Annotated in this window: 23 protein-coding genes and 1 pseudogene; 13 read left to right on the top strand and 11 right to left on the bottom strand. The window is 58.3% G+C overall.

Features of this window, described 5'->3' with window-relative positions; all coding sequences use genetic code 11:
• Nucleotides 1–67: 67 nt before the first annotated feature.
• The 5 genes from OLZ32_RS26890 to OLZ32_RS26870 form a co-directional block, all read right to left on the bottom strand.
• A complete protein-coding gene (locus OLZ32_RS26890) occupies nucleotides 68–646 on the bottom strand; it encodes an FAD-dependent oxidoreductase (protein ID WP_264423585.1) in 579 nt (192 codons plus the stop codon).
• Between the two features lie 88 nt (nucleotides 647–734).
• The gene (locus OLZ32_RS26885) at nucleotides 735–896 is read right to left on the bottom strand and encodes a hypothetical protein (RefSeq protein ID WP_017991784.1); all 162 of its coding nucleotides are present in this window, start codon (nucleotides 894–896) and stop codon (nucleotides 735–737) included.
• Entirely contained in the window at nucleotides 889–1,371 is a 483-nt protein-coding gene (locus OLZ32_RS26880) for a DUF2243 domain-containing protein (RefSeq protein WP_264423582.1), read from the bottom strand. The genes OLZ32_RS26885 and OLZ32_RS26880 overlap by 8 nt, the downstream gene beginning before the upstream one ends.
• A complete protein-coding gene (locus OLZ32_RS26875; protein ID WP_264423580.1) occupies nucleotides 1,368–1,628 on the bottom strand; it encodes a DUF982 domain-containing protein in 261 nt (86 codons plus the stop codon). Before OLZ32_RS26875 ends, OLZ32_RS26880 begins: the two co-directional genes overlap by 4 nt.
• 156 nt (nucleotides 1,629–1,784) lie before the next feature.
• Entirely contained in the window at nucleotides 1,785–2,612 is an 828-nt protein-coding gene (locus tag OLZ32_RS26870) for a manganese catalase family protein (RefSeq protein ID WP_264423766.1), read from the bottom strand.
• A 133-nt stretch (nucleotides 2,613–2,745) separates the two neighbouring features.
• On the opposite strand from OLZ32_RS26870, the gene OLZ32_RS26865 reads away from it, so the two are divergent.
• The 3 genes and pseudogenes from OLZ32_RS26865 (at nucleotide 2,746) to OLZ32_RS26855 (ending at nucleotide 4,653) form a co-directional block, all read left to right on the top strand.
• Nucleotides 2,746–3,066, top strand: a complete 321-nt coding sequence (locus OLZ32_RS26865) for a succinate dehydrogenase, hydrophobic membrane anchor protein (RefSeq protein ID WP_264423789.1) — start codon at nucleotides 2,746–2,748, stop codon at nucleotides 3,064–3,066.
• Between the two features lie 164 nt (nucleotides 3,067–3,230).
• Nucleotides 3,231–3,465 (top strand): annotated as a pseudogene (locus OLZ32_RS26860) (glutathione-dependent formaldehyde dehydrogenase); the annotation flags it as partial.
• Between the two features lie 246 nt (nucleotides 3,466–3,711).
• A complete protein-coding gene (locus tag OLZ32_RS26855) occupies nucleotides 3,712–4,653 on the top strand; it encodes an alpha/beta hydrolase (protein WP_264423578.1) in 942 nt (313 codons plus the stop codon).
• A 461-nt stretch (nucleotides 4,654–5,114) separates the two neighbouring features.
• On the opposite strand, the gene OLZ32_RS26850 is transcribed toward OLZ32_RS26855, so the two are convergent.
• Entirely contained in the window at nucleotides 5,115–7,298 is a 2,184-nt protein-coding gene (locus OLZ32_RS26850; RefSeq protein ID WP_264423576.1) for an ATP-binding protein, read from the bottom strand.
• A gap of 452 nt (nucleotides 7,299–7,750) precedes the next feature.
• Nucleotides 7,751–9,217, bottom strand: a complete 1,467-nt coding sequence (locus tag OLZ32_RS26845; protein ID WP_264423574.1) for a PAS domain S-box protein — start codon at nucleotides 9,215–9,217, stop codon at nucleotides 7,751–7,753.
• A 200-nt stretch (nucleotides 9,218–9,417) separates the two neighbouring features.
• Here OLZ32_RS26845 and OLZ32_RS26840 point away from each other — a divergent pair, with 200 nt between their 5' ends.
• Both OLZ32_RS26840 and OLZ32_RS26835 read left to right on the top strand, forming a co-directional pair.
• On the top strand, nucleotides 9,418–10,545 hold the full coding sequence (locus OLZ32_RS26840; protein WP_264423572.1) for a PAS domain-containing protein: 1,128 nt from the start codon (nucleotides 9,418–9,420) through the stop codon (nucleotides 10,543–10,545).
• A complete protein-coding gene (locus OLZ32_RS26835; RefSeq protein WP_264423570.1) occupies nucleotides 10,542–10,967 on the top strand; it encodes a response regulator in 426 nt (141 codons plus the stop codon). Before OLZ32_RS26840 ends, OLZ32_RS26835 begins: the two co-directional genes overlap by 4 nt.
• A 51-nt stretch (nucleotides 10,968–11,018) precedes the next feature.
• On the opposite strand, the gene OLZ32_RS26830 is transcribed toward OLZ32_RS26835, so the two are convergent.
• Nucleotides 11,019–11,312, bottom strand: a complete 294-nt coding sequence (locus OLZ32_RS26830; protein WP_003548624.1) for a DUF982 domain-containing protein — start codon at nucleotides 11,310–11,312, stop codon at nucleotides 11,019–11,021.
• 213 nt (nucleotides 11,313–11,525) lie between these two features.
• Between OLZ32_RS26830 and OLZ32_RS26825 the strand changes: the two genes are divergently transcribed.
• The 7 genes from OLZ32_RS26825 to OLZ32_RS26795 all read left to right on the top strand — a co-directional run bounded on the left by OLZ32_RS26825 (nucleotide 11,526) and on the right by OLZ32_RS26795 (nucleotide 15,700).
• Nucleotides 11,526–12,968 (top strand): ATPase domain-containing protein, encoded by a 1,443-nt coding sequence (locus OLZ32_RS26825; protein WP_264423567.1) that lies wholly within the window; start codon nucleotides 11,526–11,528, stop codon nucleotides 12,966–12,968.
• Nucleotides 12,965–14,017: a sensor histidine kinase gene (locus tag OLZ32_RS26820; RefSeq protein WP_264423565.1), complete on the top strand. Its 1,053-nt coding sequence runs from the start codon at nucleotides 12,965–12,967 to the stop codon at nucleotides 14,015–14,017. The genes OLZ32_RS26825 and OLZ32_RS26820 overlap by 4 nt, the downstream gene beginning before the upstream one ends.
• Before the next feature lie 108 nt (nucleotides 14,018–14,125).
• On the top strand, nucleotides 14,126–14,497 hold the full coding sequence (locus tag OLZ32_RS26815) for a response regulator (protein WP_264423763.1): 372 nt from the start codon (nucleotides 14,126–14,128) through the stop codon (nucleotides 14,495–14,497).
• Between the two features lie 118 nt (nucleotides 14,498–14,615).
• Nucleotides 14,616–14,816 (top strand): hypothetical protein, encoded by a 201-nt coding sequence (locus OLZ32_RS26810; protein WP_003548617.1) that lies wholly within the window; start codon nucleotides 14,616–14,618, stop codon nucleotides 14,814–14,816.
• An 80-nt stretch (nucleotides 14,817–14,896) separates the two neighbouring features.
• Entirely contained in the window at nucleotides 14,897–15,211 is a 315-nt protein-coding gene (locus OLZ32_RS26805; protein ID WP_028743561.1) for a hypothetical protein, read from the top strand.
• A complete protein-coding gene (locus tag OLZ32_RS26800; RefSeq protein ID WP_264423561.1) occupies nucleotides 15,208–15,420 on the top strand; it encodes a hypothetical protein in 213 nt (70 codons plus the stop codon). Before OLZ32_RS26805 ends, OLZ32_RS26800 begins: the two co-directional genes overlap by 4 nt.
• Nucleotides 15,404–15,700 carry a hypothetical protein gene (locus OLZ32_RS26795; protein ID WP_264423559.1) on the top strand — a complete coding sequence of 99 codons (297 nt, stop codon included), beginning with the start codon at nucleotides 15,404–15,406 and terminating at the stop codon, nucleotides 15,698–15,700. The genes OLZ32_RS26800 and OLZ32_RS26795 overlap by 17 nt, the downstream gene beginning before the upstream one ends.
• Before the next feature lie 24 nt (nucleotides 15,701–15,724).
• On the opposite strand, the gene OLZ32_RS26790 is transcribed toward OLZ32_RS26795, so the two are convergent.
• The gene (locus OLZ32_RS26790; RefSeq protein WP_017991801.1) at nucleotides 15,725–15,988 is read right to left on the bottom strand and encodes a DUF982 domain-containing protein; all 264 of its coding nucleotides are present in this window, start codon (nucleotides 15,986–15,988) and stop codon (nucleotides 15,725–15,727) included.
• A gap of 400 nt (nucleotides 15,989–16,388) precedes the next feature.
• On the opposite strand from OLZ32_RS26790, the gene OLZ32_RS26785 reads away from it, so the two are divergent.
• Nucleotides 16,389–16,601 (top strand): hypothetical protein, encoded by a 213-nt coding sequence (locus OLZ32_RS26785; protein ID WP_264423787.1) that lies wholly within the window; start codon nucleotides 16,389–16,391, stop codon nucleotides 16,599–16,601.
• A gap of 277 nt (nucleotides 16,602–16,878) precedes the next feature.
• Here OLZ32_RS26785 and OLZ32_RS26780 read toward each other — a convergent pair whose 3' ends face one another.
• Nucleotides 16,879–17,163, bottom strand: a complete 285-nt coding sequence (locus OLZ32_RS26780; RefSeq protein WP_264423556.1) for a type II toxin-antitoxin system TacA family antitoxin — start codon at nucleotides 17,161–17,163, stop codon at nucleotides 16,879–16,881.
• 453 nt (nucleotides 17,164–17,616) lie between these two features.
• The gene (locus tag OLZ32_RS26775; protein WP_264423554.1) at nucleotides 17,617–18,366 is read right to left on the bottom strand and encodes a sulfite exporter TauE/SafE family protein; all 750 of its coding nucleotides are present in this window, start codon (nucleotides 18,364–18,366) and stop codon (nucleotides 17,617–17,619) included.
• Between the last annotated feature and the right edge of the window lie 87 nt (nucleotides 18,367–18,453).

Below are 18,453 nucleotides of genomic sequence, written 5' to 3'. Positions count from 1 at the left end.
GAGGCAAAGCCGTTTCCGCCCGCGCCGGGTGAGTGCTGCTGTTGTGGGCCGCTGTCGCAGCGTCGGACTAGAATTTTCCCGGCGTGAAGAATGCCAAATTCGCCACCGCAATGATTACCGCGACGACGAAGATAGTCAGACCGAGTTTCACCATGCCTTTCGTGGCTCTTTGCTCTGTGTTGCTCATGTCCATAAAACATAGACGAGGTATGGAAGTTCCGCCGCTTGGCGTCACTGACCTACTAGAAGCCTCATGAGTGCTCTTGAGGCCAGCGCGAACGTCCGCCAAAACATCGTGTCCAAAATAGTTGTAGTCAGAACCTGTCGCGATGACGAGCTGGTCGTAGGACAGCGAGCCGCCATCAGACAGCAATACGCTGCGCGAGGATGGGTCGACGCCGACCACCTCAGCCATGATCATGTTGAAGTTTTTGAAACGTGCAAGCGTCTTACGATTGGGCTCCGAGATGTCGGCCGGCGACGGGGCTGCAGTGGCGACCTGATAAAGGAGAGGCTGAAACAGATTACGGTTGCGTCGGTCAATGAGCGTGACGTCGATATCCTTGAGCGTTACCGAGCTCGATTGCGCACGCGAGACCGCCGAAACCCGCCGCCGATGATGACGACATGCCGGGAGGAGCGGCATGCCGCACCGATGCTAGGTCGATCTTCATTTACGTTCAGCGCAAACTCTTTCGACTTCTTCGCGGGATATCGCTTATTCAACCGACCGGTCATGTCGGGAGCCCGAGGCAGCGCAATGAAAGCAGGTCTTCGAGCGTAATGCTGGGGCCGAACAGGAGAAACGACCACACTGGTCGCGTCGCGAAAAGGAGGCCAAGGCCGAAGGCCGCCCAGATCGCCGCCGTACGGAGTTCGCGCAGCATCTCAGCCATGGAGCCGCCTCATGATCAGCAACCCGACGCCTGCCATCGCCGCTCCCCAGGCAAGGAAGCCGAGGTCCCAAGAGAGCCACTGCCCGCGGGGAACCATTTCATTGACGTGATGCAGGCCGAGGACATGGTGGTCGATGACGCCTTCGATGAGGTTGAACGCTCCGAAGCCGATAAGCATGGTGGCGACGAGATCGCCCGTCGACCAGCGGAAATGGCTGAGGCGGCCGCACCGCCGCAGGATGAAGAGCCCGGCGAGCACAAAGACGTATGTACCGGAATGGAAGACGCCGTCCCAGAAGGTGTTCAGTTCGAGGTTCTCGATCGTGGTGATTGGATACCATGAGCTGAGCATGTGATGCCATTGCAGAAGCTGGTGGAGGACGATTCCATCAAAGAAACCTCCTAGTCCCAAGCCCAGAAGCAGCCCGGCGGAAAGCGGGAAGCTTCGTATGGGTCGCCTCTCCAAGCCTGTCATGCGAGCACCTTGGCAGCGACCGCCGCTTCTACGAACGCACTGCGGGCAAGCTCCGGGCTGCCGTGACTTGCGATCGCATCGACACATCGGCGCTTAGCAACGTCGTATTCCGGGTCATAGCTTGATGGCCAGCGATGGAGAAGCGCCGCCAATGCCGCATCGGGGCCGTCGAGACGTTCCCGCATGCCGTTACCGATCCGGACGAAGACAGGCGATTGCCAGGTGACGCAGAAATCGACGTCGATAACCTCATTCATGGGAGACCTCATTTATATTTTCCCCACGAACCTCTGTCGGGCTTGCGAGTTCCCGCGCTTCACGCTTAGTGCCCAACCAAACGCGCGCAGGGGTGCCGCGTTGCTCATCGCTCTGCAATCGACAGACGCCGGCAATCTGCCGGCGTCTGTTATTGCTCAAAGCTGCTCCGTCTGAGCACCGCTGTTCGGTTTTGCCGGACCCAGGACCGGTTTCTGTCCAAGCGCTGCCGTCATAGGCATGGAATTGAATTCACCCTTTCCATCAATAGAGGAACCCTGTGACCACCGGCCGGCGACCGGATCGCTGCCGTCGGCTTGAAAGCCGAGGAAGGTATAGCTGAATTCCGGCTTTTCCTGCTCTTGCGGAAAGCTGTTTGGGATCGGGAATACACTCGATGTCCCGCCCAATTCCTCGAGAGCGGCTAGCCACTGGTTCTGGTGCATGGTATCGCGGGCGATCAGAAAGGATAACATATCCTTCATGCCAGGATCGTTCGTCATGTTGAAAAGGCGGACGGCCAGCACCCGCCCGGTCGATTCGGCAGTTACGTTGGCGGTCATATCCGCGGCAATGTTACCGCTGGCATAGATATGCGACATGTCGAACGGCACGCCGTCGGAATCGACGGGCATCGCCGAAAGTCCGGCAGAAAGCAGGTTCTTGAGGTTGATGCCGCCAAGGACGGCTCCCCCGATCGGATCGGCGGCGATTTCCTCTTTGAGTTTGAGCGGCGCGCCCTCGAGGTTCATGGCAACCGCGGTCGCGAGCATTTCGATATGCCCGAGCTCTTCCGCAGCGGTGTTCATCAACAGGTCGCGGAACTTTGGATTGCCGCGAGCGCCGCATGCCTGAAAGAAATATTGCATCGCCACGCGGATCTCGCCCTCCACGCCGCCGATCGCCTGCTGCAAGGCGCGCGCGAACAGGGGATCGGGGTTCTCAACCCGGACAGGATATTGCAGCTTACCGTCAGTGTAGAACATGGGACTCTCCTTCGTTGTGAAGCCCGCGAACAAGCGACAGCCGATCAGGTTCCCTCCTGTTTGCATCTTTCGAAGAATGAGCAGGGAATTCGCCCTCGTCGGGGAGTTCGTTGCGCTCACGAAGGAGGTCCTGATGGTTGTCCAGCTGTCACTTGAGACCGACGATATTGCGCCGACTGAGGAAAGCGCGTCTGGAGCTATCTGTTTGGACGAGATCGCGACTTTGTCGTTGCTTCGATCGGCAGCTTCTGGATTGGCCCCCGCCCTCCCCGCCTTCATTTTCTTCAGCGCCGTCCACATGGATATCGGGATGCGGACGATCATCGAAGACTACGTCCACGGCCACATGAGAAAGCTGGCACTTCTGTTTCTGAACTCGGCCTTCCCCTGGCTGGTCTGTCTACTATGTGTCTTCGCCATCTTTCGGATGATGTTCGAAGCAGCTCAGCAATAGATACTTTCATACCGCAGGTCCGAGATCGGCGTTGGAGGCTTCCGAAGCGAGAACCTGGCTCTGGTGAAACGTTAGCCGTTTCCGTCCGGAAGATTGCCTGTACGCTTCCGCACTGTTCCCAAACGGGCTGGAACGCGGAGCTTCCACGCTCATTCTTCTTCGATGGCGGTTTCCTCGAAAAGATTGCTTTTGGCGCCGCAATGAACAAGGCACTGACGATCCGCACCGGTCAGACCCATGTCAACCGCTATTCACTCGTTGCTTCGCCGCATCGAGGAAGGCGAGATCGATCCGAGCTTTATCATCACGCATCGGGCGAAGCTCGAAGACGGCCCGGCTCTCTACGAGACTTTCAGGGACAGGAAGGACAACTGCATCAAGGTCGTCCTGACGGCATGAGATTATGAACGCTGATGCCAGAGCACTCAAGGCAGCGTGTCGCAGTTTCGAGGCCAGGTATGGCATCGAGGCTTCTCTCAACGTGATGGCCGGCATAATGCAGGACCGCCTTGGCGATCATGGCGTAGCTGTACAGTTCCATGGCTGTGATGCAGGCGCGCCACCTCCCCAACCGGTAGACATTGACGAAGTGGGACCGCCTATGCCTGATGAACGCGTAGCGGGATGAGCTCGCGCCCCTGCGACTTGATCGGCTGCCTTGAAGGAAAACACCTCACCCGCGCTCAGCGGCTGAACGCGCTTCTAGAGCTACTTCCACGATACCACACCGATCGCAGGTGGAATGCGAAAGTCGCCAACGCCATAGTCTTGGGGCTGCAATCCGTCTTTCCATCGCGCCTGTTTCACGACTGCCGCGTTTACAGCAGAAGCATTGCGGCTGGCGAACGTCGCGTCGGCTTGCGGTTTCTCCTGCCCGATGGAGCGCCAAGAGGTGTTTATGTACACTTTCACGGTGGCGCGTGGGTGCTCGGCAATGCCCGCCTCGATGATGGCATCACGTCACGTGTCGCTAAAGAGTGCCAACTCATCGCTGTCGCTGTCGATTTTCACAACGCCCTCGATGATCGCGTCGATCTTGCCATAGACGACTGTGAGATCGCTCTGAACTGGGTGGTCCGGAACCTGTCAGATCTCGGTGTCGGACGGATTGTTCTGGGCGGTGAGTCATCTGGGGCTCACCTTGCTGCCCAGGCCTTGCTGCGTCTGCGGGACCGGGGGCTGGTCGAAGCATTCTCGGGATTTATCTCGACATGCGGCGCGTTTGATTTCAAGGGATCGCGCAGCCTCAGGAGCGCCGATAGCGCCTCCCTCATAGTGGACGCTCCCGCTGCTCTTCGAAATCTTCAAAGGTTGCGTCCCAGTTTGCCCTGGAATGAACGGGATGGGCCATTACATGCGCAGCTCGAAGGCCTCCCGCCGGCTCTGTTCATCGCGGGCGAGCTCGATCCCATTGTCGATGACAGCATTCAGATGTTCCGCACTTGGCAAGACGCAAACGGAAACGCATCGTTAAGCATCGTTCCGGCCGGGCCGCATGGTTTCAATCGGCTTCCGACGGCTATCGCCAAAATCACCAACGCCTACGCACGAGAATGGCTCATCGACAGACTTTCGGCCTCACATTGACGTCCTTTCCGGGCGCGGACACCGAGCGCTGGATCAATATTTGGCGAAATAGCCGGCCGGAAACGAAAAAAGCATAAGACCCGCGAAGGCATATCAGCCATCACCGCACAGCAGGTGTGGCTTTCCGGCACGATGACGAGGAAGATGAGCGGGAAGGGCATCGCGATTGGCGGCACGTGTTTTGGGTACTGCTTGCCCGAAGGACAATCGCTCTCGTGCTCTGCATGAACGGCCGCGATGGCCTGTTGCGGGCGTCGCGCATCAGGCGTCGTCCCGTTCGGCCTTCGGTTTGCGGATGGTCAGCCGTCTGAGCTTGCCAGATAACGGTTTCCCAATCTGCGCGGAGCAGGATTTGCCGCTTGGCCGACCGCTGTCTGCCGGCGGCAAGCCACTGGACGGTTGCGTCGGACGAAGGTTCGGCTCTCTGCTGCGCGAGAGCGCCGGCCAACCGAAGCTCTATTTCAGAGGTCAAGAACGTCCCTTATCCGTACCGCCAGGTCTTCGAACGAGAACGGCTTTGTCAGAAGATGGACGCCTTTATCCAGGCGGCCATGATGCACGATGGCATTGCGAGAATAGCCGGTGGTGAACAGCGCTTTCATGTCTGGATACAGTTCTCTTGCTTTAGCCACGACGTCCGCACCGCTCATCCCCCCGGGAAGGACAACATCGGTGAAGATCAGATTGACCGGTCCGTGAGCCGCCAGCAGTTGGAGGGCAGTAGGGCCGTCCTTCGCTTCCAATATTTGGTAACCCAGCTCGCGCAGCGATTCTACCGAATATGCCCGCACATCCGGATCATCCTCGACGACGAGGATGACTTCGCCGTCCGCCGCCTCCGGGATCGGTGCGCTCTCGGCCACCTCCTCCTCCGCGCCTTCGGCCGACAACCTGGGGAGATAGATTTTGACCGTCGTGCCTTCTCCGACCTCTGAGTAAATCTTCACATGACCTTTTGACTGTTTGACAAAGCCGTAGACCTGACTAAGCCCGAGGCCTGTGCCTTTGCCCTGATCCTTGGTTGTGAAGAACGGTTCAAAAACGCGAGAAAGGGTTTCGGCGTCCATGCCCGTACCGGTATCGGAAACGCTGATCGCGGTATACTGGCCGGGAATGACTTCGGCATGCATCGCGGCGTACGCTTCGTCGAGGTGAGCGTTGAAGGTCTCGACCGTCAGTTTGCCGCCATCGGGCATCGCATCGCGTGCGTTGATCGCCAAGTTGAGCAAGGCGCTTTCAAGCTCATTCGGGTCCGCTTCTGTCCTCCAAAGGCCACCGGCTAGCACCACTTCGATTTGGTAGATCTCTCCGATCGTACGGTGAAGCAATTCCGACATGCCACGTATGAGGGCATTCGCGTCAACGGGCTTCGGGTCAAGCGCCTGCCGGCGAGCGAAAGCCAGAAGTCTCTGGGTCAGCGAGGCTGCGCGCCGCGCACCGTTCATCGCCTGTGAGGCCGCTCGCCGCAGGCGGCCAGCTTCAGGCGGCAAAGTTCGCATCAGCGTGTCCAAGTTGCCAACGATCACCTGCAAGAGGTTGTTGAAGTCGTGGGCGACGCCACCCGTCAGCTGGCCGACCGCTTCCATCTTCTGGGCCTGGCGCAAAGCATCGGCGTTGCGACCAAGCTCATCCGTTTTTTGCCTGACAAGATGTTCCAGATTGCCGTTCAGCTCCCTTAGAGCCTCCTCGGCCCGCCCCCGCTCCAGTAATTCGCGCTGTGCGGCATCGAACAGCCGAGCATTGTCGATGGCGACTGCTGCCTCTCCGGCCAAGCCCGCCAGCCCCTTCTCGGATTCTTCGTCAAATACCCCGACGTTCTCATGGCCGAAGAAGAGACCCCCAATGACCTCTCCTGTTCGGGAAATAACCGGTACCGCCAAGTAGCTCCGTACCGGAAGATGGCCCTCGGGCATACCGTGGCGGGGAGCATTTTTTCCGTAGCGGCGATCTTTCGTGATGTCGTCAGAGCGCAAAATCCCTTGGCCCAGGAACGTCGGCGCAAAGACTTCCGTGTTGCGAGGCATGGGGAACTTCGAAAACGCTTCGCGCGGGACGCCTGAGAGTGTGTAGAGCATATAGCTCTCGCCGGCCTTGTTGATGACGTTGTAAAAGAACGCGCCGAACTGCGCACCAGTCAGCTCGACGCCTGCGTCGGTCACCAGCTGAACGACCTTCTCCAGATCGTTCTCGCGTGCAAGGTTGGCGCCGGCACGATTGAGGATCTCCAGAGCCCGGGTGCGTTCTCGAAGGGCGATCTCGATTTGCCGCTGCTCGGTGCGATCCCTCAGGATCTTCACGAACCCGACCAGCTCTTGTCCATCACCGAAGAGCGGAGTCGTTTCTCCAACGGCCCAGATCCGTCCCCCATCTTTTCGCATCCGCCAGCCTTCGCCTCCTCCTTTGCCATTCAGGCGAGCATCGGCGAGCTCAGCTGTCAGCATATCGAGGGCGCCCTCATCACTTGCGAAGATTTCGATCAGCGTCTTTCCAAGCATCTCCTCCTGCGACCACCCGAGCAGCCTCTCGGCGCCTTTGCTCCAACTGGTGATATTGCCATCGACGTCGAGCGTAATGATCCCGGTATCAATGGCGCTGTTGAGGATTTGTTGAAGGCGTTCTGCGGGAAAAAGGACGGGGAGTTTCATCTTGCCTCTTGGCTATCCGAGTTGCGGGCAGGAGGTATCACAACGCAAAAGGCTCGGAAGAGTTCATGCGAGAGATGGCCGCCCCCACGCTGCCGAGAGACCGCGCACGCGCTCTCGGAGCCTCTATTTCAGCGAATGCCGCGAGCCGGAATGAAGGCGAGCCTCGGCTCGATTTAGCGGGTACAAGCCGGCCGCGGCCGTTTTGCTTGAGGAGAGTCAGTATTCATCAGCGCACGTCACGGTCAGAACCCGGCAGGTAACGGCAGAAAGGGTCGGATCTGGGCAAGCCATGCTCCTTGTCGCGATCGTAATAGTCGATCTTGCAGAAGTCGCGGGTTCCCCTGTGCGATTGCGCCCGGTCGGGACTTCAAGGCGTAAAGCCCGAGGCGCGATAAGCGCCAGTCCCAGAGTCAACGGCAACACGGGAGCCCCTGGCCACCGGACGCATCGTTTTAAGCAGAGGCCGCAACCTCGTGATCGGTGTCCGCCCATTCCACATCCAGAGGCGCGCTGATCAGGCAACGCAGGCCACCGTCGTCGTAAGCAAGTTCTGCACGGCCCTTGAGCTGTCCCGAGGACATCGCCTCGATCAAGCGCGACCCGAACCCCCGCCGTAAGGGAGGCTTAACCGGGGGCCCGCCGCTTTCACTCCACAGCAGTATCAGTGACGGGTCGGGTGAACCTTCCAATTTCCATGACACTGCGATTTTGCCGGACTCGGCTGACAAGGCACCGTATTTGGCGGCATTGGTGGCCAGCTCATGTACAATGAGCGCCAGCGCGACCACTGCTTTGGGCGAGATACTGATATCCGGCCCGCTGATGTCGAGACGCTCCGCCGGATACGCCGACATCGCCTCGGAGACCACCTTTCCAAGGCTTGCCGCCTCCCAATTGCCATGGGTGAGCAAGTCATGCGCTCTCGCCAGGTTTTGGAGCCTGGCGTCGAAAGCTGCCCTCGCCACCTCGACATCCGGCGCTCCCGCAAATGTCTGACGAGCGATTGCCGCAACCGTCGCCAAGATATTCTTGACCCTATGGTTCAACTCGCCGATCAGAACCTCCTGCACCCGCTCCGCTTCCTTGCGCGCCGTAATATCTCTCGCGATTTTCGAGGCGCCAACGATGCGTCCCTCTGTGTCATAGATCGGAGATACCGTAAGGGAGACGTCCAGGAGTTTTCCGCTCCTATGGCGCCTGACCGTCTCGTGGGTCTCGATACGCTCGCCGGCCTTGATGCGCGCGATGATGCGCGCCTCCTCATCCACGCGATTATCTGGAATAAGAACCGTCACCGACCGGCCGAGAATTTCGCTGGATGAATAGCCGTAGAGCTTTTCGGCTCCATCGTTCCAGTCGGTCACCATCATGGCGAGATCGATACCGAGGATTGCGTCTTCGGAGGAGGAAATGATTGATGCCAGGCGTTTGAGCTTTGCCTCGTAGCCGACCCGACCCGTCGTTTCGCTGACGATGCAAAAGACCGCCAGGACCCTGCCGTTTTCATCGAATACCGGCGAATAGGAAATATCGAAATAAACCGTTTCCGGCTTGTGATGCCGCTCGATATAGAAAGGCCTGTCCTTGGCGGAGACAGTCTCGCCGGTCTCCAAGACCTTGCGCAGCAGCGGCTCCAGATCATCCCACAGCTCGGCCCAGTTTTCTTTTGCCGGCTTTCCCAGCGCCGCCGGATGCTTTGCTCCAATCGTCGGTGCATAGGCGTCATTGTATATGGCGATGAACTCGGGGCCGCAGAACATGACGATCTGGGCGCGCGAGGGAAGCGCGATATCAACCGCGCATCTGAGCTGGATCGGCCAGGACGAAACCGGCCCGAGGCTGGTGTTTGCCCAATCATAGCGGCGGATGAGCGCTGCCAATTCACCCTGATCGGGCACAGCGGGATTAATTTCGTGCATGAAACGCGCCTCGGTCTTTTCCTCATTTTTGAAAGTTCGCGGGCAGCAAGTCAACGGCGGAAAGGGACCAAAACCGGCCAGGAGACATGTCCCTTGACGCGATCGTGGATTGAGGTCGAATTAAAAAAACCGAGGCGGATCCACTAGACTCCGTAGGGGAAAGCACTAGGTCAAGTCTCCCAAACCTAGATCAATATCGCATGCAGGATACCGATCGACATCACAAAGAGGCTCGTCGCGCCGGCGACCGGCTGATTGCTGGGCACGTGAAGGAAGATCCCTTCGCGGCGGCATTCAAGGCGACGCGCATGCCGATGATCGTCACTGATCCCGCTCAGCATGATAATCCCATCATCTTCTGCAACGCGGCTTTCGAAAAAATGACGGGCTACTCGAATGATGAGCTCATCGGCCGCAACTGCCGCCTGCTCCAGGGGCCGGAGACAGACAGGCGGACCGTAGGTCACATTCGCGACAGTGTCACACGAGGCCAAGACATCTCTGTGGACATCCTCAACTACCGAAAAGACGGCAGCACGTTCTGGAACGCGCTTTTCATCAGTCCGGTGCGCGATGACGAGGGAAGGATCGTCTACTTTTTCGCCTCGCAGCTGGATTTCACAACCGTCAAAAGCCGTGAAGCGGAACTTGCATTGGCCCGACATCAGGCGGAAGAGGCAGTTGCAAAGAATACGGCGGAACTGAAGTCAGCCCTTTTGGCAAAGACCCTTCTCATCCACGAAGTCGACCATCGGGTCAAAAACAATCTCCTGACCATGGCGTCGATCGTCAAACTGCAGGCGCGGTTCACGAAGGACGCGGTCAAGAAGCAGACGCTGATGTCGGTGCTCAACAGGGTGGAAGCGTTGAGTACCGTGCAGCGAAAACTTTTCACCCTCGACGACATTGCCCGGTTCGACGTCGCGGATTTCATCCGCGAGCTGGTCACGGATCTTGTCAGCGGCGTCGGACGCAATGACATCCGGCTGACGCTCGACCTAGCACCGCTCCTCGTTCCGGCCGTCAAGGCGACACCACTGTCGCTGATCGTCAACGAGCTCGTAGGGGACGCGGTCAACAGGGGTCTCAGCGACGGCGGCGGTGCGATCCACGTCGTCGTAAACCGCATGCACGGCCACTTTGTGATCCGGGTCGAGGACACGGCGACTCCCGTCGAGCCGGATGCGGAAGCCGCCGAGTTCGGGCGGCTTCTCCTGGAAGCATCGGCCCGTCAACTCGCAGCCAGCGTCGAACGCAAGATCGAAGGCGACAGGACAGTGGTCGAGGTCATGCTGTTGGTCGACGAACATCAGGAGAACGAGAATTGAAAGGCATGATCGTCGAGGACGAGATGCTGCTCGCCATGGAGCTCGAAAGCGAGGTGGAAGCGGCCGGACACGAGGTCGCGGGCATCGCGATGAATAGCAGACAAGCGCACGATCTGCTGGCTTCGCAAAAACCGGATTTCGCTTTCGTCGACGTTCAGCTGATGGACGGACTGACGGGAATCGAAGTCGGCCGCTCTTTAGCCGCTGCAGGCATTGCCTACGTCTTCGTTACAGGCAACATCAAGCGATTGCCGCCCGATTTCGTGGGTGCGCTTGGCGCGATCGAAAAGCCCTACACGATGAACGGCATGAAAAGCGCGTTGAATTACATCTCGGCCATCCTATCGGGAAACGAGGGGCCGGACATACCGGCAAGTCTCGTGCTGGCCAACGATAGCCAGCCCCAGCCTGTCAACAGGTAAACGGTGACCGATTTTGGATTCTCCGGCCCGACATTTGTGCATTGGCGCTATCTAGGAGGTTAAGCTGCGGGGGACGACCCTCCCTGTGACCAGGGGGAGTTCGTCGATGTTTGCCAGAGCCCGTTCCTTGATGAGATACCGCCGAACATTTTCACGAAGGGAGTTCAACGGGAAAATCCCTTGTGCTGCCAGGCGGCAGGCTTTCACGAGAACCTCGTAGGGCATGCCTCGTTTTTCGGCCGGCCATTCGTCAAGCAGGTCAAATACGTCTTCCAGGCTTGCCACTTCCTGAATGTGGTGGCCCCGCTTAACGAAGAGCGGTCTGTCAAACAATGTGCTTGTCATCGCTGTCTCCTTTCTAAGCTTTTTGATCCCGACAATCTGGGAACGGTTAGTTGGATCTTCAAGCCTGAGGCCGGTGCGTGCAAGTCCCGTCAGCCTTGAATGCTGAAGGACCTGCAGCCATGTCTCATTCTATTGATGTTTGGGGGAAGACAAATATAAAGCAGAGGCGTCGCCGTCCCGTCGACGCCGCCCGGATATCTACGGAAAGTGACCATGCCCAAACGGAAAACTCCCTCTGTTGTCAGCACCGGAATATCAGGATTGAATGAAATTCTCCGCGGCGGCCTTCCCGCGTCCAACCTATATATGCTTCAGGGCGCTCCGGGATCCGGCAAGACGACTGCTGCACTGCAGTTTTTGCGCGCCGGTGTCGAAGTGGGCGAAAGCTGCGTCTACGTGACGCTGTCGCAGACGGCCGCCGAACTCAACGCCATCGCCTTATCCCATGGTTGGACGCTTGACGGCATTCGTGTCGAAGAGCTCGCGACGTCCGGCTCGGTCAACGAGGCTGATGAGCAGAGCATCTTCATGACTTCCGATCTCAGGCTGGATGAGACCAGAAAAGCCATCGAGGCTGCCATCGAGGAACACAAGCCCCGCCGTCTCGTCTATGACTCCTTGCTTGAAATTCGGCTCATCACCGGAGATTCGCCCCGCTTCCGCCGCGAACTTATTGCCTTCAAGGCATTTCTTGCCAAACGGAATGTGGTGGCATTGCTGCTCGATACACAAACGGCGGGATACGACCGCAGCGGTGAGGAAGTTGAGGGCCTTGCTCACGGTGTCATCCGGCTCGACAAATCATTGGAGGAATATGGCGGCGTGCGCCGCCGCGTTGAAATCTCCAAAATGCGCGGTGTGCCGGTTGCCGACGGATATCACGACATGGCGATTCGTGAGGGGGAAGGTGTCGTGGTTTTCCCTCGCATCATGCCGAACACGGCGTCGGACAGCGGCAAGCCGCCGCTCATCAAATCAGGCGTCGCCGAGCTCGACGAAATGTTCGGCGGCGGCCAGGAGGCCGGAACGACGACCTTGGTGATCGGACAATCCGGAACTGGAAAGTCGACGATGTCGTCTCTTTATGCAACGGCAGCGCTCGAGCGCGGGGAAAACGTCGCACTCTTCCTTTTCGAGGAACGGCTCGAGACCTTTTTCCGCCGATCGGAAGGCCTTGGCATGGAACTTAGGCAGTTCCACAGAGACGGCAAACTGATCCTGCGCGACTTCAATCCGAACGAAATCTCCCCAGGGGAATTCGGTCAGATCGTTCAAGATGCCGTGACGCAGAGCAAGTCGAAGGTCGTAGTGATCGACAGTTTGACCGGTTACCTCAATTCCCTGCCGCACCGCGACAAAGCCGTCCGCGATATCCAGTCCCTTCTGAAATACCTGTCCCGATCAGGCGTGTTGACCATGCTTATTGTGGCGCAACACGGCCTTCTTGGGCAGAATGTTGGTATCGATGTCGATGTCAGTTTCCTGGGGGACACCGTCTTGTTGCTCAGGATCGTCGAACATGAAGGACGACTGCGGCGGAACATCACCGTGGTCAAGAAACGCCACGGTCCGCACGACTTGAACGTGAGGGAATTGATTATCGAAAGCGGCAGTGTCAGCGTCGTCGCATACAATCCCCTGCCGGACCCCAAATGAACGAAAGTCAAAGCGAAAGCGAACTGGACTGGGTGCTGGTCCTGGCTCCTTTTCGCCGGGACGCCGACTATATTGCCGCTTTTTTGCGGGAGCAAAAAATCGGCGTCGTTGCGGCCAAAGTCGATGATGATCTGAGCCACCATCTTGTATCGGACCCCGCCATAATCGTCGTCACGAACGAGGCGCTTGATCCGAACACGGTAGCAAAGATCGCCGAACACCTTTCGACCCAGCCTGACTGGTCGGAGGTGCCGATCATTATTCTTCTGGAGAGGTCCGCGCCGCTGGCAGCAATTCGCAGTCGGCTGCAGTCGTCATGGCCGGGGTCACGCCTTCTGTTCCACATGAGGCCGATCGCTCCATTGGAACTTGTGAATGTCCTGCAGTCAAATCTGCTGGTACGCCTCCGCCAACGACAGGTTCGCGACGCCTTTGAGCGCGAGCGGGAGTTGCGGCTAGAACTCAATCACCGGGTCAAGAATATTCTCGCGAGCGTTACCTCGATTTTCCAGATGACCAGACGGGGAGCGGCGACGGTCGATGATCTTGCAAGGGAATTCACCGGCAGGCTGGTGGCGCTTTCCAACGTTCATACCGCAGTATTTGAAGCCGACGGCGAGGAGATTTCACTCCTATCGATTGTCAGCCTGACGGTGGCCCCTTACAACAGCGATGGCCTCAACCGTATCGACTTCAACGGTCCCGACCTGGCAGTCACCCGCGAGGCGGGCACGATGCTCGCTCTTTGTCTGCATGAGCTGACGACAAATGCGATCAAATATGGCGCGCTATCGCTTGCAGACGGAAAGGTGAAGGTTTCCTGGACCATCGCTGGCAGCAACGAGCCGGTTTTTTTCCTCGACTGGACTGAGTCAGATGGCCCGCCGGTGCGGCAACCGACGCGTCAGGGATATGGAACACGCTATGTGCGCTCAGCACTGGGCTCGTTATTAGGCACGGCGCCGACCATGACGTTCGCCGCATCAGGCTTTCAGTGCAGCGCCAAGGGTCCGGCTTCGCGGCTGATAGCGTATTCGAAGAGCGTTTGAGGGTTATCTTGCGATTTTCAGCGGAGGATGGATCCTTCCTGCCGCCCAAGGGTTACCGTGCTCGAGGCCATGCGAGAGATGCTCGCGGCTGGAACGGAGAGCGTTGAGATGTCTGGTATCGGCGCGGCGGTTCTTGTTGTTGAGGATGAGGTTCTCGTCCGCTTGGCCATTGTGATGTCGCTCGAGGACGAGGGGTTCACGGTCTTCGAAGCCTCCGACGCGGACGCTGCGATAGAAATCCTGAATGTCCACACAGAAATCCGGCTGATGTTCACCGATATAGACATGCCAGGATCTATGGATGGTCTTAAACTTGCCGCGGCGGTACGGGACCGATGGCCCCCTGTCAAGATCACCGTGACATCAGGGCACCATGACTTAAGTGACGAGGTCCTGCCGGTCGAGGGCCGGTTCTTCAGCAAACCATATGATCATAGTCGGGTTATCAGCACCGTGAGAGAGATGGTCGCCGCCGTCTAAATGGCTGCGAAACCTCAATTGACCCAAGATTGATTATTGACTCGCAGACAAATGAGAACATAATAAGAACATCGGCGCCGCGGCAGCCATTCTTAAAATCGAAGTACGGAGCACGGATATGCGAGAGCAGCCGATCGGCGAAGCCGTGGAAGACGATGAGCGTGCAAAGGTGATTGCCTACCACAGAGGCGATACGCACGCAGCCATAGACACCCTTCTGGAAGATATCCGTCACCTTCGCCGGCAGTTGGCATTGACCGAAGGCGCCATGAGCCGAGGCATGGCCCGCGGCTGGCGACCGAGCTACCACCGAGACTGATATGCCCAGGATCAATCATGAGCGAAAGCGGCTGCGATGGCCGGTCCGCGACGTCGAAGCCGAGACCAGGGCTGACGCCTATGCTTGACCGCCCCCAACCAACGTCCGTGTCGTTCGAAACCGCTCTGCGGGACTGGTGGTCGTCGCAGCCGCAGGCTTTCCGCGAGAGCGTTGGTCTGTCGGCCGCGCGCGCTTGCTTTCGCGCGGGATACACGGCAGGCAAGCAAACGACCGAACGGCGCTTCGTATTCAAAGCCGGTCGCATGCGCATCACTGTCTGGGCAACGGGCATCATGGAAGCCAGGAAGAAAGCCGCAGCCGAGGCTGATTTCCGCGCGGCCCAGAAGGGGTGGCCGGTCCCGAAAGCCGGCTGGCAACTCCAGGAGGAAAGATGAGCGACAGCGACAGACGGCCTCTGACGCAAGCGCCGCAAATGTATGTCCACTATTGCGAAGAAAAGGGATGCGAGAAGTGGGGTGGCTGGGGCAACAGTCCTTCTCCGGCCGCGGCGACGTTCGAGCATTTCCCAGACAAGTCATACGAACAGGAACAGGCATTCAGGCGAAAGCTGGAGGCGGCCGAGCGTCGTGATATCGTTCAATGATTGCTGGGCGGATCATCTGCGCGTCTTTGACCGTTGGCGACGGCGACACGGTAAAATGGGACGGGCAGAACATGCGGTTGCTGGGGAAGGTGTTCCCCTCTCGCCTGGCATCGACACGGCGCAGACGTACGCGAAGTGGATGAAGGAACGGAAGCCGGCACTTGTCACCAATGAGAGGCCAGAAGAACTGCTGGCCGAGCGCGGCCTGGAAGTGATGTTCAGCGGCATCGACCCGCACATGCAGCGGAACGAGAGGGTTGTTTCACGAAGGCGCCCGTGAACTCATTTCATTCGGCAGCGAAGCTCAGTGAACGACGGTGATCACTGGAATGCCAGCTTCGTCGGCGGCACGGATCAGCGCTTCTCGCGCGTCCTCGGCCGAAACGTCCCCATGAAGTGCATCCCGGCACGCTCTAATCGCTGTGAGATACTCTTCTCCATCGTCGGTGGGCCAGCAAGCCGTCAGCATCTTGGCAGCCTCCCAAAGGGTTGCGACAAGTTTGTACTTTTCCGGCCCACTTACAACGAGCATCAAGGGCGTAAACTCTCCGGATCTGTGCCATTTCATGACATTAGGTCTCCCCACGGTAAACATATTAGTAACCGTGCAAGAACTGTTCCGTGATCCGCTGGCATGCCCAAGCTCGTTTCGCGGGCCATAGTGAAAGGAGAAAATTTCTTAAAGGCTCTTCAGTCGCCGCAGCATCGCCAGCGTCAGCATGGGCACCTGATGGCACGGAAACGCTCGCCAGCCTCTTTACCCGCCATGCTGAAGCCACCATAGGCCGCCGACATGTTCGCGAGGAAGTCGAACGCGCCGAAACCCCTGCTCCTGTTCAAAGAGTCGGCCATGGCCCGAGACCGTCGGCGGCGATCAGGTCTCTGATCGAGAAAGGCATATCTTCACGCCACCTCCTCTTGAATAAACCGAAGGACACGCGAGTTTCCCGGTTAGCAAGGAGGAAATCATGTCCGTACCCAACGAGCCTATCGTTCCGCCGCCAGCGCCGCCGATCGGCAATCCCGAACCTGAGCGAGATCCTGGGGAGACACCGCCTCCTGACGGCCCCGAGCCAGATGACGGCGACGATCCGATGACGCAAGCTCACGCCCAGGTCGCACAGCGAAGCCCGACTTGGGGACTGCTCTGCCGCGGCGTTCAAGTGCATGCTGATGACTGAGATCATGTGACGTTTTCTGATTGGAATGCCGGCACGCTCCGAATACTCGGAATCATGCCGCAATCGTTTGGACAAGTTTTTCAAAGCTCCGTCTTCGCCGACCGTCGTTGGTTGTCAGAGGGCGGCCGAAGGCGAATTTTACCGAGCACTTCAAGCCTTCTCGAGCATTCAACGATAACACCAAGGTCATAGGATTCGCGGGCGACGCTACAAATCCGAAATGCTCTTAGAAGGCTTTGGCTTCGTCGGAGATTGTGTGAACGAGGTGCAGACAACATCAAGGCTGCCAGGGTTTGGGCGCGTTCATCAACCATTCGAAGCCTTCGCCACTTGGCGGCTGGTCGAGGACGGCGAGATCGTGTTTATAGCTGGCAGGATCGACCCGCACTAATGTCTGATCGAGGAGCGCGTCTTCAGCGGCACGGCGCGAAGCGTCGATCATAAAATCCGAACGGGTTTTCCCGAGGGCCTTGGCGGCACGGTCGATCAGGACGCGAACGTCCTCACGAACCCTCAAATTAACGGCGCGGGTATGGGTATCGGTGGCATTTTTGCTGGTCATGGCCTTTTCCTTCAACGGCAATACAAACGCATACAACAATGTGTATCTCTTGCCGTATTGCGGCTTGATATCTTAAGCCTCCCTTTCAGCTCCTTGTGGACGTGGACGCTGATCGCTTTCGAGCGGAAGCCCCGCTTTCACCGGTAGACAAGAAACTGTTCGGCGACGCCAGTTCCTCAATCCCTACGCCTTCGAGGACGCGCCCGCCGCATTGAGGGCTAGTTGAATGATCCAGGAGCCGGGATCGCGCCCCTCGCCCATGAACCAGGAAATCCGCGCATTTGGAAAGGCGAACACTGGGCACCAGTTCGTCGGGGTACCGCCAATATTCGACGGCAATGTGTGTTCTCAATCACATCCGCTTGATCGACGCTTTGCCGCGATCCGATTCGTAGAGCCCCTTGAGCATTTTGGAGGACTTGACTGAGAGCCTGAGGGGTACGGGACCTCCGCTCAAAGGTAAGCTCGCGAAAAGAACACCGCGGTCGTCAAAATGGCGACCGCGAGGGTCAGCACCCGGACGACCGATGATGGTAGCCTTCGTCCGATATGCGCTCCGATCCACCCGCCGATAACGGCTCCAATCGTCATGGCAATGCACTCCTGCCATACGATTGCCCCGGCAAGTACGAAGACGACGACGGCGACCGCGTTGGCGGCGGTGACCATCACCATTCTCGTCGGATTCAAGCTCTTGATGTCCCCGCCCCCGAGCGCGCTCCACGCCGCAAGCATCATGAGACCCACCGCGCCGCCAAAATAGCCGCCATAAAGACCGAGAAAGAACTGAACCATTGCGAACCCGATAACACTTGGACGTGCCTGCGTTTGCAACCGGACGCTGAGCCTCGGACCTGCAGCGAGCATCAATGTCGCCACCAGCAAAAGCCATGGCAGGATACTATCGAAAATGCTCGATGGGGTTAGCAGCAAGAGAATGCTTCCGGCCACACCACCCATCACCGTCACGATAGCAATGGGCACGACATTAACGCCGCACACACTCCTAACGCCGTCACGATAGACCCACGAGCTCGCCATGCCGCCGGGAAACAAGGCTAAGGTGCTTGTCGCGTTTGCGGCTACCGACGGCACTCCGACCGATATCAGCGCAGGCAGGGATACGAACGAGCCGCCACCCGCCAACGCATTCATGCTGCCTGCCAACAAGCCAGCAAGGAAAAGAAGTATGTTATCGTACATGTTCAGCGCGCCTTGGCACCCAAGCCTGATTTCGCCCGAGCACTTCGTCCAATACCTCGGTCGCATTGCCGCATGACGTTTTGCGTC

This window comes from Rhizobium acaciae, assembly GCF_025941625.1.
GTDB lineage: Bacteria > Pseudomonadota > Alphaproteobacteria > Rhizobiales > Rhizobiaceae > Rhizobium > Rhizobium acaciae.
The sequence above is the reverse complement of the archived record's forward strand: the minus strand, read 5'-3'. Positions and strand labels throughout refer to the sequence as shown.

Excerpts from the sequence above, each read along its gene's own strand:
- OLZ32_RS26830 (WP_003548624.1), bottom strand. The coding sequence starts at position 11,312 with ATGACAAGCACATTGTTTGACAGACCGCTCTTCGTTAAGCGGGGCCAC.
- OLZ32_RS26880 (WP_264423582.1), bottom strand. The coding sequence starts at position 1,371 with ATGACAGGCTTGGAGAGGCGACCCATACGAAGCTTCCCGCTTTCCGCC.
- OLZ32_RS26850 (WP_264423576.1), bottom strand. The coding sequence starts at position 7,298 with ATGAAACTCCCCGTCCTTTTTCCCGCAGAACGCCTTCAACAAATCCTC.
- OLZ32_RS26785 (WP_264423787.1), top strand. The coding sequence starts at position 16,389 with ATGTCCGTACCCAACGAGCCTATCGTTCCGCCGCCAGCGCCGCCGATC.
- OLZ32_RS26800 (WP_264423561.1), top strand. The coding sequence starts at position 15,208 with ATGAGCGACAGCGACAGACGGCCTCTGACGCAAGCGCCGCAAATGTAT.
- OLZ32_RS26820 (WP_264423565.1), top strand. The coding sequence starts at position 12,965 with ATGAACGAAAGTCAAAGCGAAAGCGAACTGGACTGGGTGCTGGTCCTG.
- OLZ32_RS26775 (WP_264423554.1), bottom strand. The coding sequence starts at position 18,366 with ATGTACGATAACATACTTCTTTTCCTTGCTGGCTTGTTGGCAGGCAGC.
- OLZ32_RS26870 (WP_264423766.1), bottom strand. The coding sequence starts at position 2,612 with ATGTTCTACACTGACGGTAAGCTGCAATATCCTGTCCGGGTTGAGAAC.
- OLZ32_RS26790 (WP_017991801.1), bottom strand. The coding sequence starts at position 15,988 with ATGAAATGGCACAGATCCGGAGAGTTTACGCCCTTGATGCTCGTTGTA.
- OLZ32_RS26890 (WP_264423585.1), bottom strand. The coding sequence starts at position 646 with ATGCCGCTCCTCCCGGCATGTCGTCATCATCGGCGGCGGGTTTCGGCG.
- OLZ32_RS26875 (WP_264423580.1), bottom strand. The coding sequence starts at position 1,628 with ATGAATGAGGTTATCGACGTCGATTTCTGCGTCACCTGGCAATCGCCT.
- OLZ32_RS26840 (WP_264423572.1), top strand. The coding sequence starts at position 9,418 with ATGCAGGATACCGATCGACATCACAAAGAGGCTCGTCGCGCCGGCGAC.
- OLZ32_RS26805 (WP_028743561.1), top strand. The coding sequence starts at position 14,897 with ATGCTTGACCGCCCCCAACCAACGTCCGTGTCGTTCGAAACCGCTCTG.
- OLZ32_RS26885 (WP_017991784.1), bottom strand. The coding sequence starts at position 896 with ATGGCTGAGATGCTGCGCGAACTCCGTACGGCGGCGATCTGGGCGGCC.
- OLZ32_RS26780 (WP_264423556.1), bottom strand. The coding sequence starts at position 17,163 with ATGACCAGCAAAAATGCCACCGATACCCATACCCGCGCCGTTAATTTG.
- OLZ32_RS26810 (WP_003548617.1), top strand. The coding sequence starts at position 14,616 with ATGCGAGAGCAGCCGATCGGCGAAGCCGTGGAAGACGATGAGCGTGCA.
- OLZ32_RS26865 (WP_264423789.1), top strand. The coding sequence starts at position 2,746 with ATGGTTGTCCAGCTGTCACTTGAGACCGACGATATTGCGCCGACTGAG.
- OLZ32_RS26825 (WP_264423567.1), top strand. The coding sequence starts at position 11,526 with ATGCCCAAACGGAAAACTCCCTCTGTTGTCAGCACCGGAATATCAGGA.
- OLZ32_RS26845 (WP_264423574.1), bottom strand. The coding sequence starts at position 9,217 with ATGCACGAAATTAATCCCGCTGTGCCCGATCAGGGTGAATTGGCAGCG.
- OLZ32_RS26815 (WP_264423763.1), top strand. The coding sequence starts at position 14,126 with ATGTCTGGTATCGGCGCGGCGGTTCTTGTTGTTGAGGATGAGGTTCTC.